This window comes from Sphingobacterium sp. BIGb0165 (assembly GCF_024810095.1).
In the GTDB taxonomy this organism is placed as follows: Bacteria; Bacteroidota; Bacteroidia; order Sphingobacteriales; family Sphingobacteriaceae; genus Sphingobacterium; species Sphingobacterium detergens.
On record NZ_JANUEB010000002.1, the window covers coordinates 372581 to 393830 of the forward strand.

The 21250-nt window shown below is 40.4% G+C and carries 16 protein-coding genes; 4 read left to right on the forward strand and 12 right to left on the reverse strand.

Annotation, left to right across the window (positions count from 1 at the left end):
• Positions 1–218: 218 nt before the first annotated feature.
• The gene (locus M2408_RS05315) at positions 219–683 is read left to right on the forward strand and encodes a copper resistance protein NlpE (RefSeq protein ID WP_259179936.1); all 465 of its coding nucleotides are present in this window, start codon (positions 219–221) and stop codon (positions 681–683) included.
• Positions 684–701: 18 nt separating this feature from the next.
• On the opposite strand, the gene M2408_RS05320 is transcribed toward M2408_RS05315, so the two are convergent.
• From M2408_RS05320 to M2408_RS05340, 5 genes are all read right to left on the reverse strand, one after another.
• Positions 702–1703: an acyltransferase gene (locus tag M2408_RS05320; RefSeq protein ID WP_259179938.1), complete on the reverse strand. Its 1002-nt coding sequence runs from the start codon at positions 1701–1703 to the stop codon at positions 702–704.
• Between the two features lie 19 nt (positions 1704–1722).
• On the reverse strand, positions 1723–2874 hold the full coding sequence (locus M2408_RS05325; protein WP_259179940.1) for an MFS transporter: 1152 nt from the start codon (positions 2872–2874) through the stop codon (positions 1723–1725).
• A gap of 230 nt (positions 2875–3104) precedes the next feature.
• The gene (locus M2408_RS05330) at positions 3105–3635 is read right to left on the reverse strand and encodes a fumarate hydratase (protein ID WP_259179942.1); all 531 of its coding nucleotides are present in this window, start codon (positions 3633–3635) and stop codon (positions 3105–3107) included.
• A gap of 3 nt (positions 3636–3638) precedes the next feature.
• Complete coding sequence (gene fumC, locus M2408_RS05335) at positions 3639–5036, reverse strand: class II fumarate hydratase (RefSeq protein ID WP_223581705.1); 1398 nt, start codon at positions 5034–5036, stop codon at positions 3639–3641.
• 184 nt (positions 5037–5220) lie between these two features.
• The gene (locus M2408_RS05340) at positions 5221–5790 is read right to left on the reverse strand and encodes a hypothetical protein (protein ID WP_259179946.1); all 570 of its coding nucleotides are present in this window, start codon (positions 5788–5790) and stop codon (positions 5221–5223) included.
• A gap of 256 nt (positions 5791–6046) precedes the next feature.
• Between M2408_RS05340 and M2408_RS05345 the strand changes: the two genes are divergently transcribed.
• Positions 6047–7657 (forward strand): S41 family peptidase, encoded by a 1611-nt coding sequence (locus M2408_RS05345; protein WP_259179947.1) that lies wholly within the window; start codon positions 6047–6049, stop codon positions 7655–7657.
• Here M2408_RS05345 and M2408_RS05350 read toward each other — a convergent pair.
• The 5 genes from M2408_RS05350 to uvrA form a co-directional block, all read right to left on the reverse strand.
• Positions 7647–8810 carry an endonuclease/exonuclease/phosphatase family protein gene (locus M2408_RS05350; protein WP_259179951.1) on the reverse strand — a complete coding sequence of 388 codons (1164 nt, stop codon included), beginning with the start codon at positions 8808–8810 and terminating at the stop codon, positions 7647–7649. The two genes, M2408_RS05345 and M2408_RS05350, sit on opposite strands and share 11 nt — an antisense overlap.
• The gene (locus tag M2408_RS05355; protein WP_259179952.1) at positions 8755–9633 is read right to left on the reverse strand and encodes a rhomboid family intramembrane serine protease; all 879 of its coding nucleotides are present in this window, start codon (positions 9631–9633) and stop codon (positions 8755–8757) included. The genes M2408_RS05350 and M2408_RS05355 overlap by 56 nt, the downstream gene beginning before the upstream one ends.
• A gap of 11 nt (positions 9634–9644) precedes the next feature.
• The gene (locus M2408_RS05360; protein ID WP_259179953.1) at positions 9645–10322 is read right to left on the reverse strand and encodes a rhomboid family intramembrane serine protease; all 678 of its coding nucleotides are present in this window, start codon (positions 10320–10322) and stop codon (positions 9645–9647) included.
• 13 nt (positions 10323–10335) lie between these two features.
• Complete coding sequence (gene mutL / locus M2408_RS05365) at positions 10336–12216, reverse strand: DNA mismatch repair endonuclease MutL (RefSeq protein WP_223581717.1); 1881 nt, start codon at positions 12214–12216, stop codon at positions 10336–10338.
• Positions 12217–12346: 130 nt separating this feature from the next.
• Complete coding sequence (gene uvrA / locus M2408_RS05370) at positions 12347–15190, reverse strand: excinuclease ABC subunit UvrA (RefSeq protein ID WP_259179956.1); 2844 nt, start codon at positions 15188–15190, stop codon at positions 12347–12349.
• A gap of 337 nt (positions 15191–15527) precedes the next feature.
• Here uvrA and M2408_RS05375 point away from each other — a divergent pair, with 337 nt between their 5' ends.
• Positions 15528–16583, forward strand: coding sequence for a DUF2157 domain-containing protein (locus M2408_RS05375; protein WP_259179960.1), 1056 nt, complete (start codon positions 15528–15530; stop codon positions 16581–16583).
• A 171-nt stretch (positions 16584–16754) separates the two neighbouring features.
• On the opposite strand, the gene M2408_RS05380 is transcribed toward M2408_RS05375, so the two are convergent.
• On the reverse strand, positions 16755–17432 hold the full coding sequence (locus M2408_RS05380) for a response regulator transcription factor (protein ID WP_259179962.1): 678 nt from the start codon (positions 17430–17432) through the stop codon (positions 16755–16757).
• Between the two features lie 11 nt (positions 17433–17443).
• Complete coding sequence (locus tag M2408_RS05385) at positions 17444–18763, reverse strand: cell wall metabolism sensor histidine kinase WalK (protein WP_259179964.1); 1320 nt, start codon at positions 18761–18763, stop codon at positions 17444–17446.
• 113 nt (positions 18764–18876) lie between these two features.
• Here M2408_RS05385 and M2408_RS05390 point away from each other — a divergent pair, with 113 nt between their 5' ends.
• On the forward strand, positions 18877–21249 hold the full coding sequence (locus M2408_RS05390; protein WP_259179966.1) for an outer membrane beta-barrel family protein: 2373 nt from the start codon (positions 18877–18879) through the stop codon (positions 21247–21249).
• The last annotated feature ends 1 nt before the right edge of the window (position 21250 follow it).

The following is a 21250-nucleotide window of genomic DNA, read 5'->3' on the forward strand; positions in this document are numbered from 1 at the left end:
ATATCATATAGATTGGACTGCCCAGTTTGGACAGTCCTTTTTATTTTGTACATATTCCGCCTCGGTTTTCTCGTCCTTATTCGATACCCAACTGCTTCGCAGTACGCTTTGGGTAACTCTCATTATTTTATGGTGTCCAATTTTTTGAATCACATAAATTATTTTCTTGGCGCCGAAATTGCTTGATATGGGGTATATTTAAATCAAAACAGCACATTATGAAATCATCAGTATTATTTATTTGCCTGGCAGCACTTTCTTTAAGCGCATGTAATCAAACAAAAAAGGAAAATCAACAGGTGGTAGCAACAGATTCGTCCGATCATACAACGATGACAGTGGATACCGTCCATACGTCTCAAAATTCGTTGGATTGGCCCGGTAAATATGAAGCAACCATTCCTTGTGCGGATTGTGAAGGTATCAAAACAAATATTACCTTAAAAAATGACAATACTTTCTCGATTGTAAGTGAATATATCAATAAGAACACCAAAGTTGAAGATTCAGGTAAAGTCATGTGGCATGACAATGGATCTGTTGTACATCTGACGGGCAAAGAAACCAATATAAAATTAAAGGTAGGTGAAAATAGACTGATCGGACTGGATCAGGAAGGTAAAGAGATCGGTGGACCTAATGCGGATCGCTATATTTACAATAAGGTCGAAGGCGAAAAATAATAGCTGGATCAAATCGAATTAACCACTCACATATTTCCCAAACGGGATCTTTCGCAGGCAATACGTCAGCAAAGCACTGGCGAGTAAAGTGAGAATCGCTGCTGCCGGTATTTTCCACAGCGTCGCTAATGGTAGCAGTGGATGAATATAGTTCAAAAACAAGATATGGCTTAAATAGATGCCAAAACTATGGATGTCGATGAATTCCCAGAATGCACTCAACCGTTCTGGGAGTTTTAGACATTGAATAAATACAAACAATAAGCCAGCACTTAATGCAATATTGGGTGAAAGATAATTATACAATGTAGGGTCAAATTCGCCTTTTTCCACACTGAGATAATAAGTTCCCCAACCTGTAATCAGACAACAACCTATAAAGAAGGGGAGGCTAGACCATCTTAACTGGGGGAGTGGATGATTGTAGAGATAGTAACCCAAGACGAGATAACCCATATAGCCTGTAAAGAAGGTTAGGTCAAAATTCGGAAGATATGCATTAAACCATTTGTTGCTGAAAAACAGTGAAGCGAACCACAGGCATAAGAAAATCTCAATCTCTCTTTTTGAACAGTTCCGGATCATTTTTCGCAAAAAAGGTATTGCTAGATAGAGCCCAATAAGCATGTAGAGGTACCATAGGTGTGCGTTGCTTCCTGACTTTAAGCGAATTAACACAATGTTGATAACTTGTGGAAAACCAACATACTCAAAATCAATGTAACGGATAAAATAATAGATCAGGTAGACAATGGTCCAAAAGACAAATGGCGGAATAATTTTAAACAGACGTTTTTTGTAGAATGTGCCTGTATCTTCATCTCTTTGCAAAAGCAATGCACCTGAGATGATGACAAAAAGAGGGACTGCAAAGCGTGAAAAGCTGTTGATCCAATTGGCATAATCCCAATCAAAAGAATCAAAGTCGTTACTATTTAAATAGCCCGAAGAAGAGTGGATTAGAATAATCAAAAAGATTGCTATGATACGCAATACACTGATGTAACTACTTCGGGCCATTAGGATCGTTTTTTATGTGTTAACGTTTATTATCATAAACCTTGAGGTACAGCAAGGCCAACAAAGCGCCGATGCTTGCCATACCTACACCTACTAAGGAAGGGGTATTGTATGCTAATCCCATGGTGATGGGAATGCCTCCTAAAAATGCACCAAGTGTATTGCCGAGGTTAAAAGCAGCCTGTCCGCCCGCGGCGGCTAATGTTGCGGAATCTTTCGAAGCCCGGATCAACATCAGCTGGGTTGGTGAACCGATGGTAAAAGAAACCAAGCCAGTAATAAAAGCCAAAGGATATGCTGTCCAGCCCAGAGGCGAAACAAAATAGACCATGACCAAACAGAGTGCCATAGCTGAAAAACTCGCGATAGCTGCTTTTGTGGGTGAAATAGTGTCTGCCAATTTCCCGCCGATCAGATTTCCGAAAAACATACCAACACCTATCAAAATCATAATCAGTGGCACCCGGTCAGCTGGAACGCCAGAAACTTTAGTTGCCAAGGGAGCAATATAACTGATCCAGGCAAATAACCCACCTGTACCGATAGCAATAATCGCCATTAATAACCAAGCGATCTTTTTGTTGAAAAAGCTGAGCTGATTGAATATATTATTTCCTTTAGAAGCCTCAATTTTCGGCATCCAAGCATATATTGCTGCAAAGGTAACCAGTCCCAGTATACTGATGATGCCGTAAGTCAGACGCCAGGAATAATGATGACCAAGATAAGTTCCTAACGGAACTCCGGCAAGGTTTGCAATGGTCATCCCCGTAAACATGATCGAGATGGCCTGAGCCTCTTTGCCTTTTGGTGCAAGCTTGGCTGCAACAACAGATCCTACGCCAAAGAATGCTCCGTGTGGAAGTCCAGCCATAAAACGCGAAAGACTGATCAGAAACTGTCCCGGTGCAATACTGAACAAACCGTTGAAGATAAAAAATAGTAACATCAAAAAGAGCAAAACCTTTTTTGGAGGATATTTACCCGTGAATAAGACTAACGTAGGAGCACCTACAACTACACCGAGCGCATACAGGGCAATAAGGTGAGCCGCAGTAGGGATTTCGATATGCAGATCCTTCGCAATATCAGGCAGAATACCCATCATCGTAAATTCAGTCATCCCGATGGCAAGTCCCCCAAAAGCTAAGGCAATAATTCCTTTGTTCATATGGATGGTTGGAAGTTGATAGTCAAAAGTAAAAATAAAAAACGGGTTATTACATGTTGATTTATGCATCGATGTAATAATCCCTTGAAGCGAGCCAATCGATCAAGATAGGGTTGAAGTAGACCACCAAAGGCTTGCATAGAGAACAAAGATAAAGGAGCAAGGATTAAAGACCGTGCTCGTAAGCCGCTGGCTTGAACAAGTAAAGTCTAAATACTCATATCTCAATACTAATATCTCTTCTGCGGTACGCAGGTAATATCTTTGGTCTTTCTAAGGACAATAGGGCGTTGATCAAATCGACTTTCCAGTACGACGGAGTCCGCAGAATGATAGACAACTTTAAAACGTGGGATATATTGCCCCGAAAGATAACAACCTGAGATCTTCTGCTTGCCATTTTCTTTGGTGTATATTCCGTCTACGATAACCGAATCACCGCGTAGTACATAAATACCTTTGGCATGCTCTGTCCAGGCACCGTTATTATAACAACTATCAGGGATAGTCTGTACTTTGTTGTTCACATGCATGGTCGCATAAACCGAATCACAGGTAAACTTAAATTCAGCTAATGTATATTGCATCATCTGCTGCTGTCCCGGAATACTGTCCTGTACCCATTCGCCCTGTAAAAACGAAGCTCCTTCACCCTGCATATCTGAATTAAATTTGCAGGCGGTAAAAAAGAAAAACATACCTATGGCAAGAGCCAGTAGGTATGTTTTTGATGATATATTTTTTATTGAAATTATTGCCACAGCTTATTTTAAACTTCCAACCATTTCTTCAGGTTTTACCCAAGCATCAAAATCTTCCGGAGTCACATAACCCAAACGTACTGCTTCTTCTTTAAGTGTAGTACCGTTTTTATGTGCCGTTTGTGCAATTTCAGCAGCTTTGTAATAACCAATTTTCGTGTTTAATGCAGTGACCAACATCAATGAGTTGTCAACCAATTCTTTGATGCGTTTGTAGTTAGGCTCGATACCGGCAGCACAGTGCTCTTCAAAAGAAATACAAGCGTCACCTAATAAACGTGCAGACTGCAAGAAGTTAGCTGCCATCAATGGTTTGAATACATTCAACTCATAATGTCCTTGTGTACCACCAATGGTGATCGCAACATCGTTCCCCATAACTTGGGCAGCGACCATTGTTAACGCTTCACATTGTGTAGGATTCACTTTACCTGGCATAATAGATGATCCCGGTTCGTTTTCTGGAATAAGAATTTCACCGATACCTGAACGAGGACCAGAAGCCAACATACGGATGTCGTTGGCAATTTTATTCAATGCTACAGCCAATTGTTTCAATGCACCATGCGTCTCTACGATAGCATCATGTGCTGCCAAAGCTTCAAATTTGTTCTCCGCAGTAACAAATGGAAGACCTGTAAATTCAGCGATGTATTTTGCAACAACAACATCATAACCAGTAGGTGTGTTTAAACCAGTTCCTACAGCAGTACCGCCTAATGCTACCTCAGATAGATGTGAAAGTGTATTCCTTAGCGCTTTTAGACCATGGTTTAATTGTGCCACATAGCCAGAGATCTCTTGACCTAATGTCAAAGGCGTCGCATCCATTAAGTGTGTACGACCGATTTTAACAACATTCTTGAACTCTTCAGCTTTTTTAGCCAAGGTATCACGTAGTTTTTCAACACCAGGGATAGTTACTTCGGCAACAGCTTTATAAGCCGCAATATGCATTCCCGTAGGGAAGGTATCATTTGATGACTGTGATTTGTTTACATCATCATTAGCTTTTAATACAGGTTCTCCTTCGCCAATCTTATGTCCAGCCAATACTTGGGCACGGTTTGCCACAACTTCATTCACATTCATGTTGGATTGTGTTCCCGAACCAGTTTGCCAGATAACCAATGGGAACTGATCGTCTAGTTTACCCGCTAGGATCTCATCACATACAGTTGCAATGGCATCACGTTTTTCAACAGGTAATACACCCAATTCGTGGTTTGCATACGCTGCTGCTTTTTTCAAGTAAGCAAAACCTGCAACGATCTCATGTGGCATAGAAGCTGCCGGTCCGATTTTGAAGTTGTTGCGTGAACGTTCTGTTTGTGCACCCCAGTATTTATCTGCAGGTACTTGAACTTCACCCATCGTATCTTTTTCAATTCTGAATGACATATTGTTTTGTATAAGTAAAACGTAAAAATTAATCAGTATCTGTGCAAAGCACAGAACACATCGATCACAAAGTTAACGGATAATACAGTAAAAAGTAAAAATTAAAAGGTAAAAATCAAAAATTGAAACAATTAGTAAGCCATAGGCTTGTATAACCAAAATCTAAATACTCTCTACTCAAGACTTAAAAGCCAAGACGCTTGGTCAGGAATTCATTCACATGATGAAATACCTGCTTTGGTTTTAATGCACGCCAAGATAGTTCATTGAGTGCACCGCCAAAATTGATGTAATAATCAATATTTTGTTGTTGAAACTCTTCAATTACATGGTCACGGAAGCCTACGCCTGCAATCCAGCCATCGTCGATATCCTGAAACCATTCCTCATAATAGGAGTCATCCGAAGCATGGAAATTCAATACATTTTCTCCAATGAGAATAAAATATTTTATACCCTGACTGATCATGACATCTATAAGTTCTCTTTTCAGTAGCATGATATCATTGTATATGGCATCATTCCATTCGCCGATCAACTCGATAATACAGTATTGTTTTTCATAATCGACAAATAATACCTTTAGATACAGCGTCAGTGAACCGAATTCATCCCATTGTGGATGTAGCAAAAAGTTATAGATCTGTTTATCGAAATCGAATTCGCTGTATACCGTGCCATAAAATGGTGATTGTTCGTCTTCGGCAGCGATATAATAGTCACGCCAATTGTAATAAGGTTCGATTTCGTGCATATATTAAATTCCTTTCCAAGTTCAAACTAAGATAAATTTGCGCTTATTTGCAAGTTTCATTGCTGCTATTTCGTGTTTTCTGTCAAAGTGAGTGACTGGAACTTCTGGACGTAAACAGTCAGCGACAATTTTTTGTTTTTAATGTAAAATTATATGGCTGTTTACAGATTAAACCGAATAAACTTGTTACTTTTGAGACGTAATTTCATGAGCGCACAGGCTCGGTTTATCTTTTTATAAACACTGGGTTTTTCCAATGCAAAAGAGTATTAAGCGAAATATTTTTGTAGCCGCTACATATGCTGCAGTATTGCTTCTTGGCTTGCTGTTGGGACAGAATTATGCTGAAGAACAGGGGAGTAACCAGAAAACAACCTTTTCAAGTTTAGGCTCCAATGGAAATTCGGACAAATTGCAATACCTGGTCCAGCTGATCTCTGAAAATTACGTTGACAATATTAGTGTCGACACTGTGCAAGACGAAGCCATTGAACACGTTGTTTCTCGCCTTGATCCTTTCTCCACATTTTTACGACCTAATCAGGTACTCGCGAAGCAGGAAACGCTGGAAGGTTCCTTCGATGGAATAGGGGTGGAATATTTTCGTTTGAAGGATACACTGCTTGTCGTAGGAATGGTTTCTGCAGGACCTGCGGAGAAAAGTGGTATGCGGATCGGTGATCGTATTCTAAAAATCGGGAACAAAGATCTTGCGGGGAAAAAAGTGCCTGAGGCAGAAATTGAAAAATTGATCCGTGGAAAGAAAGGAACAGCGGTACTTATTTCGATCCAACGGAATGGACAAACGCTCGTTAATCCATTGAAAGTCATTCGTGATCAGGTAAACGTAACCAGCTTGGATGCCTCCTATATGATCGCTCCTAAGACTGCTTACGTCAAGATACGCCGCTTTGGACATAAGACCTCTGACGAATTTAAACAGTCGCTAATTGATCTGCGAAAAAGTGGTGCACAGGATCTTATCTTGGATCTACGTAATAACGGCGGCGGATTTGTGCATACCGCGATAGATCTGGCGGGACAGTTTTTTAAAGAGAAGAGACTGTTGATGTATACCGAAGGAGCTAATGAACAACGTCAGGATTATTATTCGGAGAAACCGGGCGAGTTTGGTGATGGTCGTGTGGTCATATTGATCAACGAAAGTACGGCATCGGCGAGTGAGATTCTGAGTGGTGCCTTACAGGATTTAGACCGGGCTACTGTCGTAGGAAGACGCTCGTATGGAAAAGGACTTGTCCAGGAGCAATTTGACTTCTCCGATGGATCTGCTGTGAATTTGACTGTTGCACGCTATTATACTCCACTTGGAAGATGTATTCAACGCAAATATTGCCGAGCAAACTTTGATGCTGCAAAATATATGACAGGTTTTGATCTCTGGACACTCGATACCGAATTCCGTCAAAAAGAGATGTTTACAACAAGCAAGGGCAAATTGGTGTTTGGTGGTGGTGGAATTTTGCCGGATGTGAATATCCCAATTGATACAAACGAAACAAGCGCAAAGTATCGGGAGATCTACCATTCCAATTCAATCGAAGAATTTGTGTATGACCGGTTCACCAAACATCTACCAGCATATTCCATTGAAAACTTTATCAGTGGTTATCATTTACCTGCGGCAGAGTTTGATCTTTTTATTTCATTTTTGAATACACAAAAGCGGATTCCTGTGAATGTAAATGAAGCAAAAAATCTGCATGATCTGATTCAGTCAGATATTGAAGCTTTGGTCGGAAGGTATTATTTTGGCCGAGAAGCTTATTATAAAATAAAAAATAGAAGGGATAAATTTATCGAAATAGGCCTCAAATCGTTGGGCTATCAGATGCCTAAGGTTTAAGTCGTAGATCTGACCACACCGGATAGTGGTCGGACAGCTTTTGTTTGACAACCTGATAATTCATAACCTGAAATTTTGGACTGGCAAAGATATAGTCAATCTGAAAAATTGGCAAAAGTGCATGGTGGGTCACACCCCATCCATTTCCTTTTTCCTTAAAGGCGTTATACATGCCATCTCCAATTAGATTCACCGAGTAACTCATGGGTGTATCGTTAAAATCACCAACGGCAATATAAGGGTATTGACAGTCATTCATGTGTTTTTTCAGCGAATGCGCCTGTTCACTGCGGAGTTCAAATGCATTTTTTAGCTTTCGGCTCAATCGGCGAGTAGCCCTATTATCGGTTTCAGTCTTGTTAGACAGATTTTGAATAAACTCCTTGTCTTCATTCTGCAGGGCGAAGGATCGCAGGTGGATATTATAGATGCGCACCAACGTGTCCTGCTTTTTGATGTCCACATAACATATTCTGTTGATGCCATAGTCGTTGTCACGAATAGTGCCTGAATCGTAGATGGGGAAACGAGATAAAACAGCCATACCATAGGCCTCATAGTCATTTTTGGAACTCGGTTCAAAGAAGAAATAATCGTAACCTAATTTATCCTTAAACTCTTCGGAGAAGACATGTTTCCCTTTGATTTTACTGATATACTCCTGAAAGCAGATGACATCAGGTGAGATGCTATCAATGATACGGACAACGTCGGCTTTAAAGTTCTTTTTTTCTTCATTAACCTTTTTGAACAAATGGGCATTGAAAGTCATGATACGTAATGTCCTTGTTTCAGATGGCACAGGCGGGTTTTCTTTGCGGATATTCCAATGTTTGGTTAAAAAGGGCCAACCCAATAAGATTGCCGCCAAAGAGTAGAGTGCAACCTTTCGTTTACGCAGTAACCAGTAACAGATAAAACCAATATTGACGAGCAGAATAGGGAGGTAGCCTAGTCCCATAAATGCAATGGGCCAAAAAGATTTCGGATTGATGAAGGTTGCAGAGTAACTCATGAGCAATGCAATGATCGCAAGCATATTTGCCAGGAACATTGTTTTGCTTATAAATCCCAGTTTTCTCCTTAAAAATGTCCTTCTATCCATCAACCTTGTCGCCACTATTGCTTGCCCTAAAGAGCGTTTCTTTTTCATGGTGTGTCAGACTCTCATAACCAGATACTGAAATCTTGTCCAGGATAGTATCAATTTCATCCTGATTTGGTAAGTCATAACGATGTTTCCGATTTGTCGGTATATGATTGCCTACAACAACTTTCATTTTTGCAGGCTTTTTTTGTTTTTTCTGAAAAAGTGTTGACCAGTCCATGCCTGATCTTAGCGCATAGGTAAAAGCCATCCCAAAGAGAACAACAGCAAAATAAGAGACTGCAGCGGGTCTGTTGCCAATGGCGAAAAATAGAAATTCCAATGCAAAATAGACGATGGCTACTATTTTTAATTTAACAGTACCAAAAAGTAATAGCCGCAATTCATAATTCGGAACTAAAGTGACAATTGCTGCGAGTACCGCTGCCAATGGATGAGCTCCCCCCATTAAATGCAGATCTGTTGGCGGAGGGATAAGTGTGCCAAAACCAACATAGAGGGTGCTACTCAAGAGCCATGAGGCAATGTAAAGAAAGAAAAACTGTCTCTTGTTTAAGAACGTGAAGAATATCTGACCCACCCAATAGAGCCATAAGCTGTCAAAAATTAAATTTAAAAGCTGAACATAGACAAAATTGGACGAAATCAGGGACCAAGGTTGTGCTAAGAAAACCGAAAAATTACTTGGTAAGCTCAAATGCTTAACAATAGGCTGTAGGAAACTTTGAGAGATAAATTTCAACTCAAAGAGCAGATCCAAAAAATAAATGAGGACAAATAAACATACCTGAATACTGATCACAATCGGAATCGGCGAACCTGTTTTATATGTTTGTCTCCAAAAGTCTTTTAAACCAATGCTATTCATTATGCGCGCTATTAATAAATTCCCTTTCTAATCCTCCAAAGTTTGAGCAGTAAGTAGCCAAACAGTGCACCACCAACGTGCGCTAAATGGGCTACCGAATCCCCTGGCCTAGATAAGCTCATATAGATCTCGATCAAAATATATCCTCCGATCATATATTTTGCTTTGATTGGTACAGGAATAAACAAAAATTGAAGCGGTATGTTTGGGAAAAGGTAAGCAAAAGCGAGTAATACACCATATATGGCACCAGAGGCACCCAGCATACGTGAAGTATAGATCTCTTGCACCAAACCTGGATTGGATGTGTTTAGCGTGGACAAGTCCAGACTATGGTGCAATGGGAAGAAGCTCCCTGTTGCATTAAATATTTCAACACCCTGAACACCCATTTGCAATAGCCATGCACCGATACCCGAAATCAGGTAGAAATTCAAAAAACGTTTTGGGCCAAGTACTTGCTCGATCATCGGGCCAAAGATGACCAAAGAAAACATGTTGAAGAAGATATGACCGAGGTTAGCATGCATAAACATATGCGTGATTACCTGCCATATTTTAAAATATGGCGAATCTGGGTAGAAAACCGGAAGATAATTATAGGCAATGGGCACAAATTCTGATCCTAAAAAGAATACAATATTTACGATCAGTAAATTCTTGATAACGGGTGTCAATTGTTGAAACATATAGTTTTATCTTCTAGTTTTTACCAAATTTTTCTGCTAATTCCTGCAATGTAAATGTTACGATAACAGGGTTACCATAGATGGAGATATTCGGTGATTGACAGGCAAAGAGCTTGTCCACCAATTCTGCCATAGCGGTGTTGTCAAGCTGTGTGCCTGGTTTGATCGCAGCATTGCGAGCAAGGCTTTTCGCTAGATTCTCGCGTTTAGCTAGCTTGTATTCGGATTGATTATTTTTATAATCTTCCAATATTTTTTCAATCATTTTGATCTCATCAAAGCCTGTCCCCAAGTCTGCCGGAATTCCGTCAATAATATAGGAATTTTTTCCAAATTCACGAATCTGAAAACCTAGACCGTTGATGTCGTCCAATAAGTCTTTCATCAACTCATTATCTGCAGGGTTGAGATCTATGGTCTGCGGGAATAAACTTTGTTGGCTTAAGCCTTTATGCTGATCGAGTTGCTCCAGAAACTGTTCAAATAAAATACGTTCGTGGGCAGCTTGTTGGTCAATAAGGATAAAACCAGAATGAATCTGTGAAACAATATACTTATTGTGCAGCTGAAAAAATAATTTAGAAGAAGTTTTATCTTCCACTTGGATGGCCTGTGGGCGATCCGTCTCCAATTCTGAACCTGTATGCAAAGGAAGTTGTACAGACTCCTCCTTTTCGACGATTTCGTACAATGAATCCCAATTGCTCGGTATTCCTCCAGTTTTTTTGGCAAAGCCTTCTGCATAACTATCCGATCTGGAATAGGATGATTTGGACTTGTCCGTGTCAAAGGGGTTGAAATCTGGATTGAAGGTGACTGTCGGTGCAATAATTTCATCCAATGATTTCTTTGTGATCAGATTGGTGAAGCTTGTCTCCTGTTCAAAATCCAAAGAAGGCATGATATTATAGCGTCCCAGTGACCTTTTCACCGCTGAACGGATGATAGCATAAATTGCCTTGTCATCCTCATATTTGATTTCGGTCTTTGTTGGGTGTACATTGATATCGATACGAGCAGGATCTATGTCGATAAATAGGACATAAAACGGAAAAGTTTCCGCTTGCATAATATCCTCGTACGCATTCATAACAGCATGGTGCAGATAAGGGTCACGGACAAATCGCCTGTTGACAAAGAAAAACTGTTCGCCACGTGTTTTCTTTGCAAATTCAGGCTTTCCGACAAAACCTTCCACTTTAATAATGGATGTGTCCTCTTCCACAGGGACCAGTCGTTGGTTGTAGTTGTTTCCGAAGATATGGACAATCCGTTGTTTCAGTGTCTCAGCAGGGAGATGGTATATTTCATTTCCATCACTATGTAGTGAAAGGAAAATCTGTGGATTGGACAAGGCAATACGCTGAAATTCGTCAATGATATGGCGCATTTCAACAGAATTGCTCTTTAAGAAGTTCCTGCGGGCAGGGATATTGTAAAAAAGATTTTTGACTAAAATATTTGTTCCAGCAGCAACAGCTTCTGGATATTGATTGACAACTTTTGATCCTTCTATTTCGACCACAGTACCAAGTTCATCTTCGATACGGCGTGTTTTTAGTTCTACTTGTGCTATCGCAGCGATGGACGCCATCGCTTCCCCACGGAAACCCATGGTGCGAATAGCGAATAAATCTTCAGCTTTCCGGATCTTTGACGTCGCATGACGTTCAAAGCAAAGGCGAGCATCTGTTACGCTCATGCCACAGCCATTGTCAATGACTTGGATCAACGATTTGCCCGCGTCTTTAACAATAAGTTTTATTTTGTCAGCTCCAGCATCAATGGCATTCTCAATCAATTCTTTAATGGCAGACGCTGGTCGCTGCACCACTTCTCCCGCCGCAATCTGATTAGCAACATTATCTGGAAGTAATTGAATAATATCCGACATATAATACAAAGTTACGAAATATCCATATTTAGACAGCACAAACACAAATGAAAATCAACTGGATATTCCAGATGGCATCTAAAACCGTCGAAGCCTTGTTCCTGTCTTTAAAAAAATGGGCTATCCGCTGTTATGACATCTCCAGTTTTAGGAAACGTGCGGTTTCGCTTTTCTTGTTTTTAATTAAATTTTCTGGTGTTCCTTCAAATAGTACTTGACCTCCCTCTTTTCCTCCCTCAGGACCGATATCAACTACCCAGTCCGCGGATTTGACAACATCAAGGTTGTGTTCGATAATCAAGACCGTATTTCCACGGTCTACAAGTCGGTTGATTACACCCATGAGCACATTGACGTCTTCAAAATGAAGTCCTGTTGTCGGTTCGTCGAGGATGTAAAATGTGTTTCCGGTATCTTTCTTGGAAAGTTCTGTGGCAAGTTTCACCCGCTGTGCCTCTCCTCCAGATAAGGTCGTAGACGATTGACCCAAGGTAATATAACCTAAACCTACATCCTGTAAGGTCTTGATTTTTCTGTAAATGCTTGGTACATTTTCAAAGAAATCGACAGCATCATTGATGCTCATGTCAAGTACATCTGAAATAGATTTACCCTTGTAGCGTACTTCCAAAGTTTCTCGGTTATAACGCTTTCCATGACATGTTTCACAAGGAACCTGTACATCAGGAAGGAAATTCATTTCAATCACCTTCAAGCCTGCTCCCTGACAGGTTTCACAACGCCCACCTTTGACATTAAATGAGAAACGACCGGGTTTATACCCCCTGATTTTTGCTTCTGGAAGCTGAACGAAGAGCGTACGAATATCGGAGAATACACCTGTATAGGTTGAAGGATTGGACCGTGGCGTACGGCCAATAGGGCTTTGATCAATTTCAATGACTTTATCAATATGCTCCAAGCCCTCAATCTTTTTGAATGGAAGTGGAGTCGCTTTCGCCCGAAAGAAATATTTATTTAAGATCGGGTACAATGTACCGGTAATTAAACTCGATTTACCAGAGCCCGAAACACCCGATACCACGATCAATTTACCGAGCGGAAAGGTTACAGTCAGGTTTTTGAGATTATGCCCAGTAGCGCCATGAATGGTCAGCATTTTGCTATTGCCTTCACGTCGTTTTTCTGGGATCTTAACCTCTTTTTTCCCATTAAGATAAGCTGCGGTCAAGGAGTCTGATTTTAAGATCTCGTCGGGTTGCCCTTCAGCAACTACTGTACCACCATGGACACCCGCCGCTGGGCCCATATCAATCACATAATCCGCATGTAAGATCATGTCCTTATCATGTTCAACAACCAAGACCGAATTGCCAATATCACGTAAGTTTTTGAGCGCCTTAATGAGACGTTCATTGTCGCGTTGATGTAATCCAATGCTCGGTTCATCCAGAATATAAAGTACGTTGACCAACTGTGAACCAATCTGGGTGGCTAAACGGATCCGTTGCGCTTCCCCTCCGGATAAGGTTTTTGCTGTACGATCCAATGTCAGGTAATTCAGGCCTACATCCAAAAGAAAGCCCAAACGAGCCCTTATTTCTTTAAGTATTTCTGTAGCAATGACCAATTGGCGTTCATCCAGTTTGCTCTCTACCTGATCGAACCATTCTTTTAATGCAGAAATATCTAATGTTGATAGCTCATGGATATTCTTGTCTGCGATCATAAAGTGAAGCGATTCTTTCTTCAACCGTGCTCCTTCGCAAGTAGGGCAAGTAACTTTGGTTCTGAAATCATCCAATGAAGGTGCTTCATCAGAAGATTTTCCCGAAAATTCCTCGAGCATTTTAAAGATACCTTCAAATTCTACACGATATTCACGGGTGCCATAACTTCCATAAGATACAGTGACGACAATAGGTTCTTCTTTATTACCAAACAAAAGTTGGTCGATCTGCTCATCGCTCAGTTTTTCCAGTGGTGTTGTTACCGCAAAATCCAATTTTTTGGCTACTGCTTTAAGTACCTCAAAAGTCCAGTTCTCCCGTGTTGGCCCCAATGGTGCCAGCCCTCCTTTTTGAATACTGAGTTTCTTGTCAGGAATGACGGCATTTTTATCAATCTCAAAGATATAACCTAACCCATCACATGTCGGACAGGCACCATAAGGTGAGTTGAATGAGAAGGTATTGGGTTGGGGTTCATCATAAGAAATCCCTGACTCCGCATCCATCAGATAGCGACTATAAAATTGTTCCTGATTATCCTTGGTAGACACTTTGATAATGCCTTTTGCGGTTTTCATGGCTTGCATAACCGAAGTCTGTAGCCGCTTTTTGTCATCACGTTCTATTTTCAGACGGTCAACGACAATCTCAATATCGTGAATTTTATAGCGGTCTACCTGCATTTTTGGGACAAGGTCCAGTATTTCACCGTCTACACGTACTTTAACATAACCCTGTTTACGAATTTGCTCAAAAAGCTCTCGATAATGTCCTTTACGTCCTTTTACAACAGGAGCGAGGATATTTAACGCTTGCCCTTCAAACTCATCCAAAATACGGTCGATCACCTGGTCGTCAGACATGCGTTCCATTTTTTTGCCAGTGACATAGGAGAATGCTTCACCTGCGCGGGCAAACAAAAGACGCATAAAATCGTATACTTCGGTGATGGTTCCTACGGTTGACCTTGGATTTTTGCTCGTTGTTTTCTGTTCAATGGAAATCACAGGGCTCAAACCCGATATCTTGTCCACATCCGGACGCTCCATACCCCCCAAAAACTGACGGCTATAGGCACTAAAAGTTTCCATGTACCGACGTTGTCCCTCCGCATAAATGGTGTCAAAAGCCAAGGAAGACTTTCCACTGCCACTTAAACCGGTGATGACGACCAATTCATTTCTCGGAAAAGATACATCTATATTTTTTAGATTGTGCGCACGCGCTCCAAATACTTGAACTTCACTCTGTTCGCCCAAATCTGGGCTTCTTTTTACTGCCATGAAAACTCCTTAAAACCCTTGTAAAGGGATAAAATGCAAAACATGCAAAATTACAGATTTTAAAGGAATTATGCGAGCCTATCTGACTTTTGGAATAAAATGTGATATACAGGTGATGAGGAGCTCTTGTGATGCTGCAATGATTTAGGAAAGTTACGAAGGTTATTGTTATCTTGTGGTCGGTTTGGATCGTTATAACAACCTTGTAAGCTGTAAGTTTATACAGGAAGTGTCTCGAAAATAAAACGTTAAAATTAAAAAAGCCAATTCAACGAGTTTGTAAACCAGAGGTATGTTTCACTAGGGTCTCAATGCTCAATACTTAATACAATAAATAATGCGAAAATACGACGTCAGCAAACAGGAGAAACAATCCATCGAAGATATTGTCCAATTTTGGAAAAAGGAGAATCTCTTGGATGAACAAAAAGCCAGTGAACTGATGCATAGCCTCGATGTTAAAAGTTTTGATTGGGGGCAACTGGCGCGTTATGCTTTTTGGATCGCCTTAGCTTCTTTGGTATTCGCTGTTTTTTCGCTATTTACAGACGCTTCCTTCCTGGCTTTTGTGGATACCCTCTATGAAGCGCCCAACATTTTATTCTGCTTCTTTTTTGCTGCGGTTGCTGTACTGTTCTATACGCTGGGGTTTCGTTATAAAAAGCGTTATCCTTATAAGAATCTTTCCACAGAGACGATGATGTTGATCGGAGTATTCGGAACGGCAGCGTGCATAGGATTTATGGGCAAGGTATTGGATAAAGATACCATGCATTATTCGCTTTTATTTTTACTGTCCGTTGCGATCTATGGTATTCTAGCGGTAAAGCTCGATAGCAAGCTGATCTGGACTTTTATGCTTTTGGCCCTTGGCGTTTGGTTCGCTACCGAGACAGCCTATCACAGCAACTGGGGATTTAAATTCTGGGGAATGAATTATCCGTTGCGCTTTACTATTTTCGGTGCAATAATCACAGCAGCAGCGGTTTGGCTGCAGCCGCGTTTCGAACGCTTGCAGATCTTTCAGCCGGTCAGTTATATTATTGGATTGATTTACCTCATGGTCTCCTTATGGACACTGTCCATTTTTGGTAACTATTCGGATTTTTATGAATGGACCACCGTACGTCAATACCATATGTTTTATTGGGGTATTTTATCTACAGCAGTGTCCGCTTTTCTCGTTATTTATGGGCTAAAAGCAAAAGATAATGTCACCCGTGAGGTGGGTTTTGTGTTTTTGGTACTGAATATCTATACACGCTATGTCGAGTACCTATGGGATAATATCAATAGAGCTGTATTTTTCTTGATCCTGGCAGTTTCCTTTTGGTTTGTCGGACGCTGGGCAGAAAAACTGTGGAATAGACGAAAAGAGGAGCTTGAAAGGTAATAACAATTGAATCCTCAGGATGGATGGCATCGTTAAATGAAAGCATTATGAAAAATGATATTGTGGTTTTTTACTTAAACCGATTTTATTTGAATGTTTTAAACCGACTATAGAAAAGATTGAGTCCATATAGCAACTTGAATGCAGTATAAACAAACTCTGGTTTAGGTTTTAGAAATGAACGGTAAACCCCACACCACGATTCGAACTAATGCTAAGAGTGGGGTCATGGCTCAGGTATTTTCGAATACGTGTGATAAAGACATCCATGCTTCTACCCGTAAAAAAATCAGCAGTTCCCCATACTTTTTCGAGAATATCTTCCCGCGTCACGAGTTGACCATTGTGTTGACACAGGAATAACAGCAACTGTGCTTCGCGTTCTGTGAGCTTATATTGTTCAAGAGCATGACTTAACAGTAGCTGATCAGGTAAAAATAGATATGAACCAATTGGAATGGAACCTGATGGAACATTTTTTTGATTACGCTTTAATATATTCTGTATACGAAGTAATAACTCTTCGGGATCGCAGGGTTTGGTGATGTAATCATCAGCACCGATTTTCAAGCCCGTTAGTTTATCAATCTTTTGCTCTTTGGCTGTTAAAAAAATAAAAGGAAGTAAAGGAAAAAGCCTATTGATCTCTTTTGCTAAAGTGAAACCGCTCACTTGTGGAAGCATAACATCCAAAATAATTAAATCATAACTCGTGAGCCTTTGAAAATTGGAAGTAAGATCATTCGGTTGTGCAATCCAATCCACGTTAAAATCCGAAAGCTCCAGGTATTGTTTCAACATAAATCCAAAATCCGGATCATCCTCTACCAGTAATAGTTTATTCTTCATAACCCGATAAATTAGAGTGGCAAGAGCACTGTAAAAGTTGTTCCTTGTTGCAATTTACTCATAACCTTGATCTCCCCACCGTATTTCTTGACGATATTCTTAACAAGGAATAGTCCAAGGCCCAATCCTTTTGTGTCATGGATATTGTCTTTTTGGATACGGTAAAACTTTTCAAAAATATAGGGCAACTCGCTTTCTGCCATACCCTGGCCATTGTCCTTAACCTGAATGGATAAATAGTTTTTCGGTTCTTCAAAATGAATAACCAACTGCGTTGCACCATATTTAACCGCATTATTCATTAAGTTATTAAATAATGTCGTAGCATCAGTGGCGTTAAGGCAAATTTGCGCTTTGGGGCCTGGCTCTAAAATGAGCTGGACGGTTGGATTACACAGTTGAAAATCGCTAAAAATGACCTGTAGCTCATCCGCTGTTATTGGGGATAAGCTTGCCACTGTTTGATGCTCGGTTAATGGATCTAGGGTTTGCTCTAAGCGGCTTACCTGGCGTTCAATAACCGTGATGATATTGTCATCTGCAGACTTTCGGAGTGTTTTAGCCGCAATTTTTAGGGTCGCAACCGGTGTTTTTAGCTCATGCGAAATATTGTCTACAACATCATGCAATACTGCAATCTGTTTGTCTTGTTTTCGGAGATTAGTGATGGTTCGATAAAATAGCCAGATAAATGCTGCTAAAATCAATAAGGTGCTCAACAAGAGGGAAGTCAGCTCCTTAAATAAAATCCAGCCCAGATTGACCACTTCAAAGGAAGTCTTTCGCGGAACTGAAAAAATATATAATATTTCTTTGCTTTCGATACGATCCTCTATCTTATTTGTTTCTGTTTTTTCCGTAACCCATTTGCTTGTGGATAATTCCGTGGGATTGTGAAAGGTACCGCTTGTTGTATAGACGGTGATCGGTCCTTTGGCCAATGGTTGTACAGCATCTTTATAATAAATACCTAGTATTTCCTGTTTAAGGATGACATGCATACCCAAGGGCTGAAATATACTGTCGACATATTTAGTCAGCTCTCTGGAAGTTTTATGCGCATGTGTTTGATATAGATTTTTTAGGCTTTCTTCTGTGATCTCTTTCTTGACCAATTTGATGTAGTAATCTCTAGCGATATCCTTGCTTAATAGGTTGTGGTCAAAAATGGAATCGGAGTCATCTAAGTTGTCCAGATTCTTTTTGACCATCGCGAGCATCTCACGTTGTTTGAGTTGGTAGGTGTTGTACAATTGATAACCTTGTATGCCGATAAGGACAGCAAAAAATAAGATGAAAAGGATAATATAATTTTTAGGTTTCAATTCCATACACAAATATAATTGCTTGCAAGCAACATCATACACCTTAACACAGCATTAACTCTTCATTAACCATATTTAGCGGAGGTAATGGACAATTTTGGAGCATTAAATACCGAAATATGAAAGGATTATTATTTTTGCTCTTAGCACCTTTGCTTGCTACAGCACAGACTAAACAAGTAGGCGGACAGATTGAAAATGGAAATGGCGAGCGACTGGTTGATGCTTCTATTGTGTTATTGGATAGTACTTATCAACAAATTCGGGAAATGAAGACTGATCTTTCTGGAAAGTTTGAATTAATATTGGCACAGCATACGAAATACTATCTCAAAGCATCACATTTGAATTTTGGCACCAAGGAATTATTTTTTTACAGCGATACCATAAAAAGTCCGTTGATCGTGACACTTCTTCCTAAGGCGAAAGAGCTTGAGGAAGTTAATGTTGTAGGCCGGCAGCCTCGATTGATCCGCAAGTTGGATCGCCTAGAATTTAACGTACAGCATAGTAATCTCTCTGCACTCAATACCTGGGACATCCTTAAACGTACACCTTTGGTGATGGCTAGTGGCTCGGACCTAATGATCCGCGGAAGTAAAAAGATTATGGTGCTGATTAATGATCGCAAGATTCTGCTCAGTGGAGAGGAACTGAAAACCTATCTGGAGAATACCGCTGGCAACGATGTCCAGTCCATCGAGGTGATTACCAATCCCCCTGCAAAATATGAAGCGGAGGGAAGTACAATCATCAATATCAAGCTTTCCAAATCTACCTTATATGGGTATCGGGGTACGTTAGTGGGGCTGGCGGAAAAAAGCACGACTTGGAAACAGTTGTTTGGACTGACACAGTATTACAAGAATGAAAAATTCAATCTACGGGCAACATACAATTTTGGGCGTGGTACCTATGCACGTTATGAAACAAACTACGTGTATTACCCGAAGGAACAGACCTCATGGGAAGGCACGATGGATCGTTTCGATACCAATAATAGCCAAAATAGTTATGTGCTTTCGATGGAATATACACCAGACACAACATGGTCAATCAATATGGGCTTAACTGGTTATTATGGGCCGAGGTCTTACGGCGTCTATGAGGTGCCTACAGCAATCTATAACAAAGACCGTGTGCAAGAATCCAGCTATTTTACAACAAATGATCATGAACGGTCCAATAAAAACAACAATCTTTACCTTCAGGTAACCAAGAAACTCAGTTCCAAATGGAGTATCAATTGGTCTTCTTATTTCACGTCCAGTAATGCCTCCAACGATCAAGATGTTTTGACGGCATTAAATTTTAAAGGGGAAAAGCCGTCAAGTACGCGTTTTATTAGCAATAACGATAGCGAAAACCGACTTTTTTCCACACAAATGGATATTACGGGAAAGATAAAAGGACTAGAGGTCGAGTTCGGTGGAAAGTTTAGCGCTGTAAAAACAACAAGTGACTTAATATTTTCGGACGATGAATCAGGTACCCTTCAATATCGGCCCGACAAGAGCAGCCTGTTTGATTATAAGGAGCGTAATGCTGCCTTATACACATCATTTAACTATAGCTGGAAGAAATGGAGCTGGAAAGCGGGGTTAAGAGGGGAGTATACCGATCTAGAAGGGCGGGTTTCAGAACCAGAGGACATTAATAAAAAGGATTATTTTGTGTTATTTCCCACTTTCTACATGCAATATGCGCTCTCAGATCAGCAGCAATTTGGATTTTCGTATGGTAAACGCATCAGCCGTCCAGCTTATTCATGGCTTAATCCGGCGAAATCCTATTATAACCTGTTTTCATATTTCCAGGGAGATCCCCGCTTGAGGGCTACGATTGTGCATAATCTCAATCTGACCTGGACAAAGGACAATTGGAATGTGGATCTATTTTATCGTTTTGAAAAATGGCCTAATATGGAAATTGCTTTGCAGGATAACGTCAATCACCAGTTGATCTTTCAATATACCAATATTAAGAAAGGGCAAGGGGCGGGGATAGATCTGGGGAAGAGCTTTCAATTGACCTCCCGTTGGGGATTAAATCTGCAGCTGGAAGGAATGTACAATGAAAATTATTTTATGGGGGCGGATGCGGTGCTACATAAGAACGATGTTTATATCGGTAATGGTAACATAAGTTCAAACTATGTACTGGACAAAAATGCAGGCTGGAATCTGGAACTCGGCAATACGTTTACCTCACCGACTATTCAAGGACCATTTCGGATTACAGGTTACTCCAGTACCTATGTGATGACCAATCGAAAGTTTTTTAATAAGCGACTAGAAGTCAACCTTGCATTTATGGATATTTTTAGGACTGAAAAAATGAGAATATCGTCAAAATACGCCGATCAAAACAATTATTTTGATGATTATCAGGATACAAGAAAGGTAAATGTAACGTTACGGTATCACTTTGGGAACCAAAAGGTCAAGAGCAGCAATCAGCCGAATAAGACTGAAGAGCAAAAAAGACTTTAGC

What these genes read in the sequence shown, in the direction of transcription:
- M2408_RS05315 (WP_259179936.1), top strand. Translation starts at nt 219, where the DNA reads ATGAAATCATCAGTATTATTTATTTGCCTGGCAGCACTTTCTTTAAGC.
- M2408_RS05320 (WP_259179938.1), bottom strand. Translation starts at nt 1,703, where the DNA reads ATGGCCCGAAGTAGTTACATCAGTGTATTGCGTATCATAGCAATCTTT.
- M2408_RS05325 (WP_259179940.1), bottom strand. Translation starts at nt 2,874, where the DNA reads ATGAACAAAGGAATTATTGCCTTAGCTTTTGGGGGACTTGCCATCGGG.
- fumC (WP_223581705.1), bottom strand. Translation starts at nt 5,036, where the DNA reads ATGTCATTCAGAATTGAAAAAGATACGATGGGTGAAGTTCAAGTACCT.
- M2408_RS05340 (WP_259179946.1), bottom strand. Translation starts at nt 5,790, where the DNA reads ATGCACGAAATCGAACCTTATTACAATTGGCGTGACTATTATATCGCT.
- M2408_RS05345 (WP_259179947.1), top strand. Translation starts at nt 6,047, where the DNA reads ATGCAAAAGAGTATTAAGCGAAATATTTTTGTAGCCGCTACATATGCT.
- M2408_RS05350 (WP_259179951.1), bottom strand. Translation starts at nt 8,810, where the DNA reads ATGAAAAAGAAACGCTCTTTAGGGCAAGCAATAGTGGCGACAAGGTTG.
- M2408_RS05355 (WP_259179952.1), bottom strand. Translation starts at nt 9,633, where the DNA reads ATGAATAGCATTGGTTTAAAAGACTTTTGGAGACAAACATATAAAACA.
- M2408_RS05360 (WP_259179953.1), bottom strand. Translation starts at nt 10,322, where the DNA reads ATGTTTCAACAATTGACACCCGTTATCAAGAATTTACTGATCGTAAAT.
- mutL (WP_223581717.1), bottom strand. Translation starts at nt 12,216, where the DNA reads ATGTCGGATATTATTCAATTACTTCCAGATAATGTTGCTAATCAGATT.
- uvrA (WP_259179956.1), bottom strand. Translation starts at nt 15,190, where the DNA reads ATGGCAGTAAAAAGAAGCCCAGATTTGGGCGAACAGAGTGAAGTTCAA.
- M2408_RS05375 (WP_259179960.1), top strand. Translation starts at nt 15,528, where the DNA reads ATGCGAAAATACGACGTCAGCAAACAGGAGAAACAATCCATCGAAGAT.
- M2408_RS05380 (WP_259179962.1), bottom strand. Translation starts at nt 17,432, where the DNA reads ATGAAGAATAAACTATTACTGGTAGAGGATGATCCGGATTTTGGATTT.
- M2408_RS05385 (WP_259179964.1), bottom strand. Translation starts at nt 18,763, where the DNA reads ATGGAATTGAAACCTAAAAATTATATTATCCTTTTCATCTTATTTTTT.
- M2408_RS05390 (WP_259179966.1), top strand. Translation starts at nt 18,877, where the DNA reads ATGAAAGGATTATTATTTTTGCTCTTAGCACCTTTGCTTGCTACAGCA.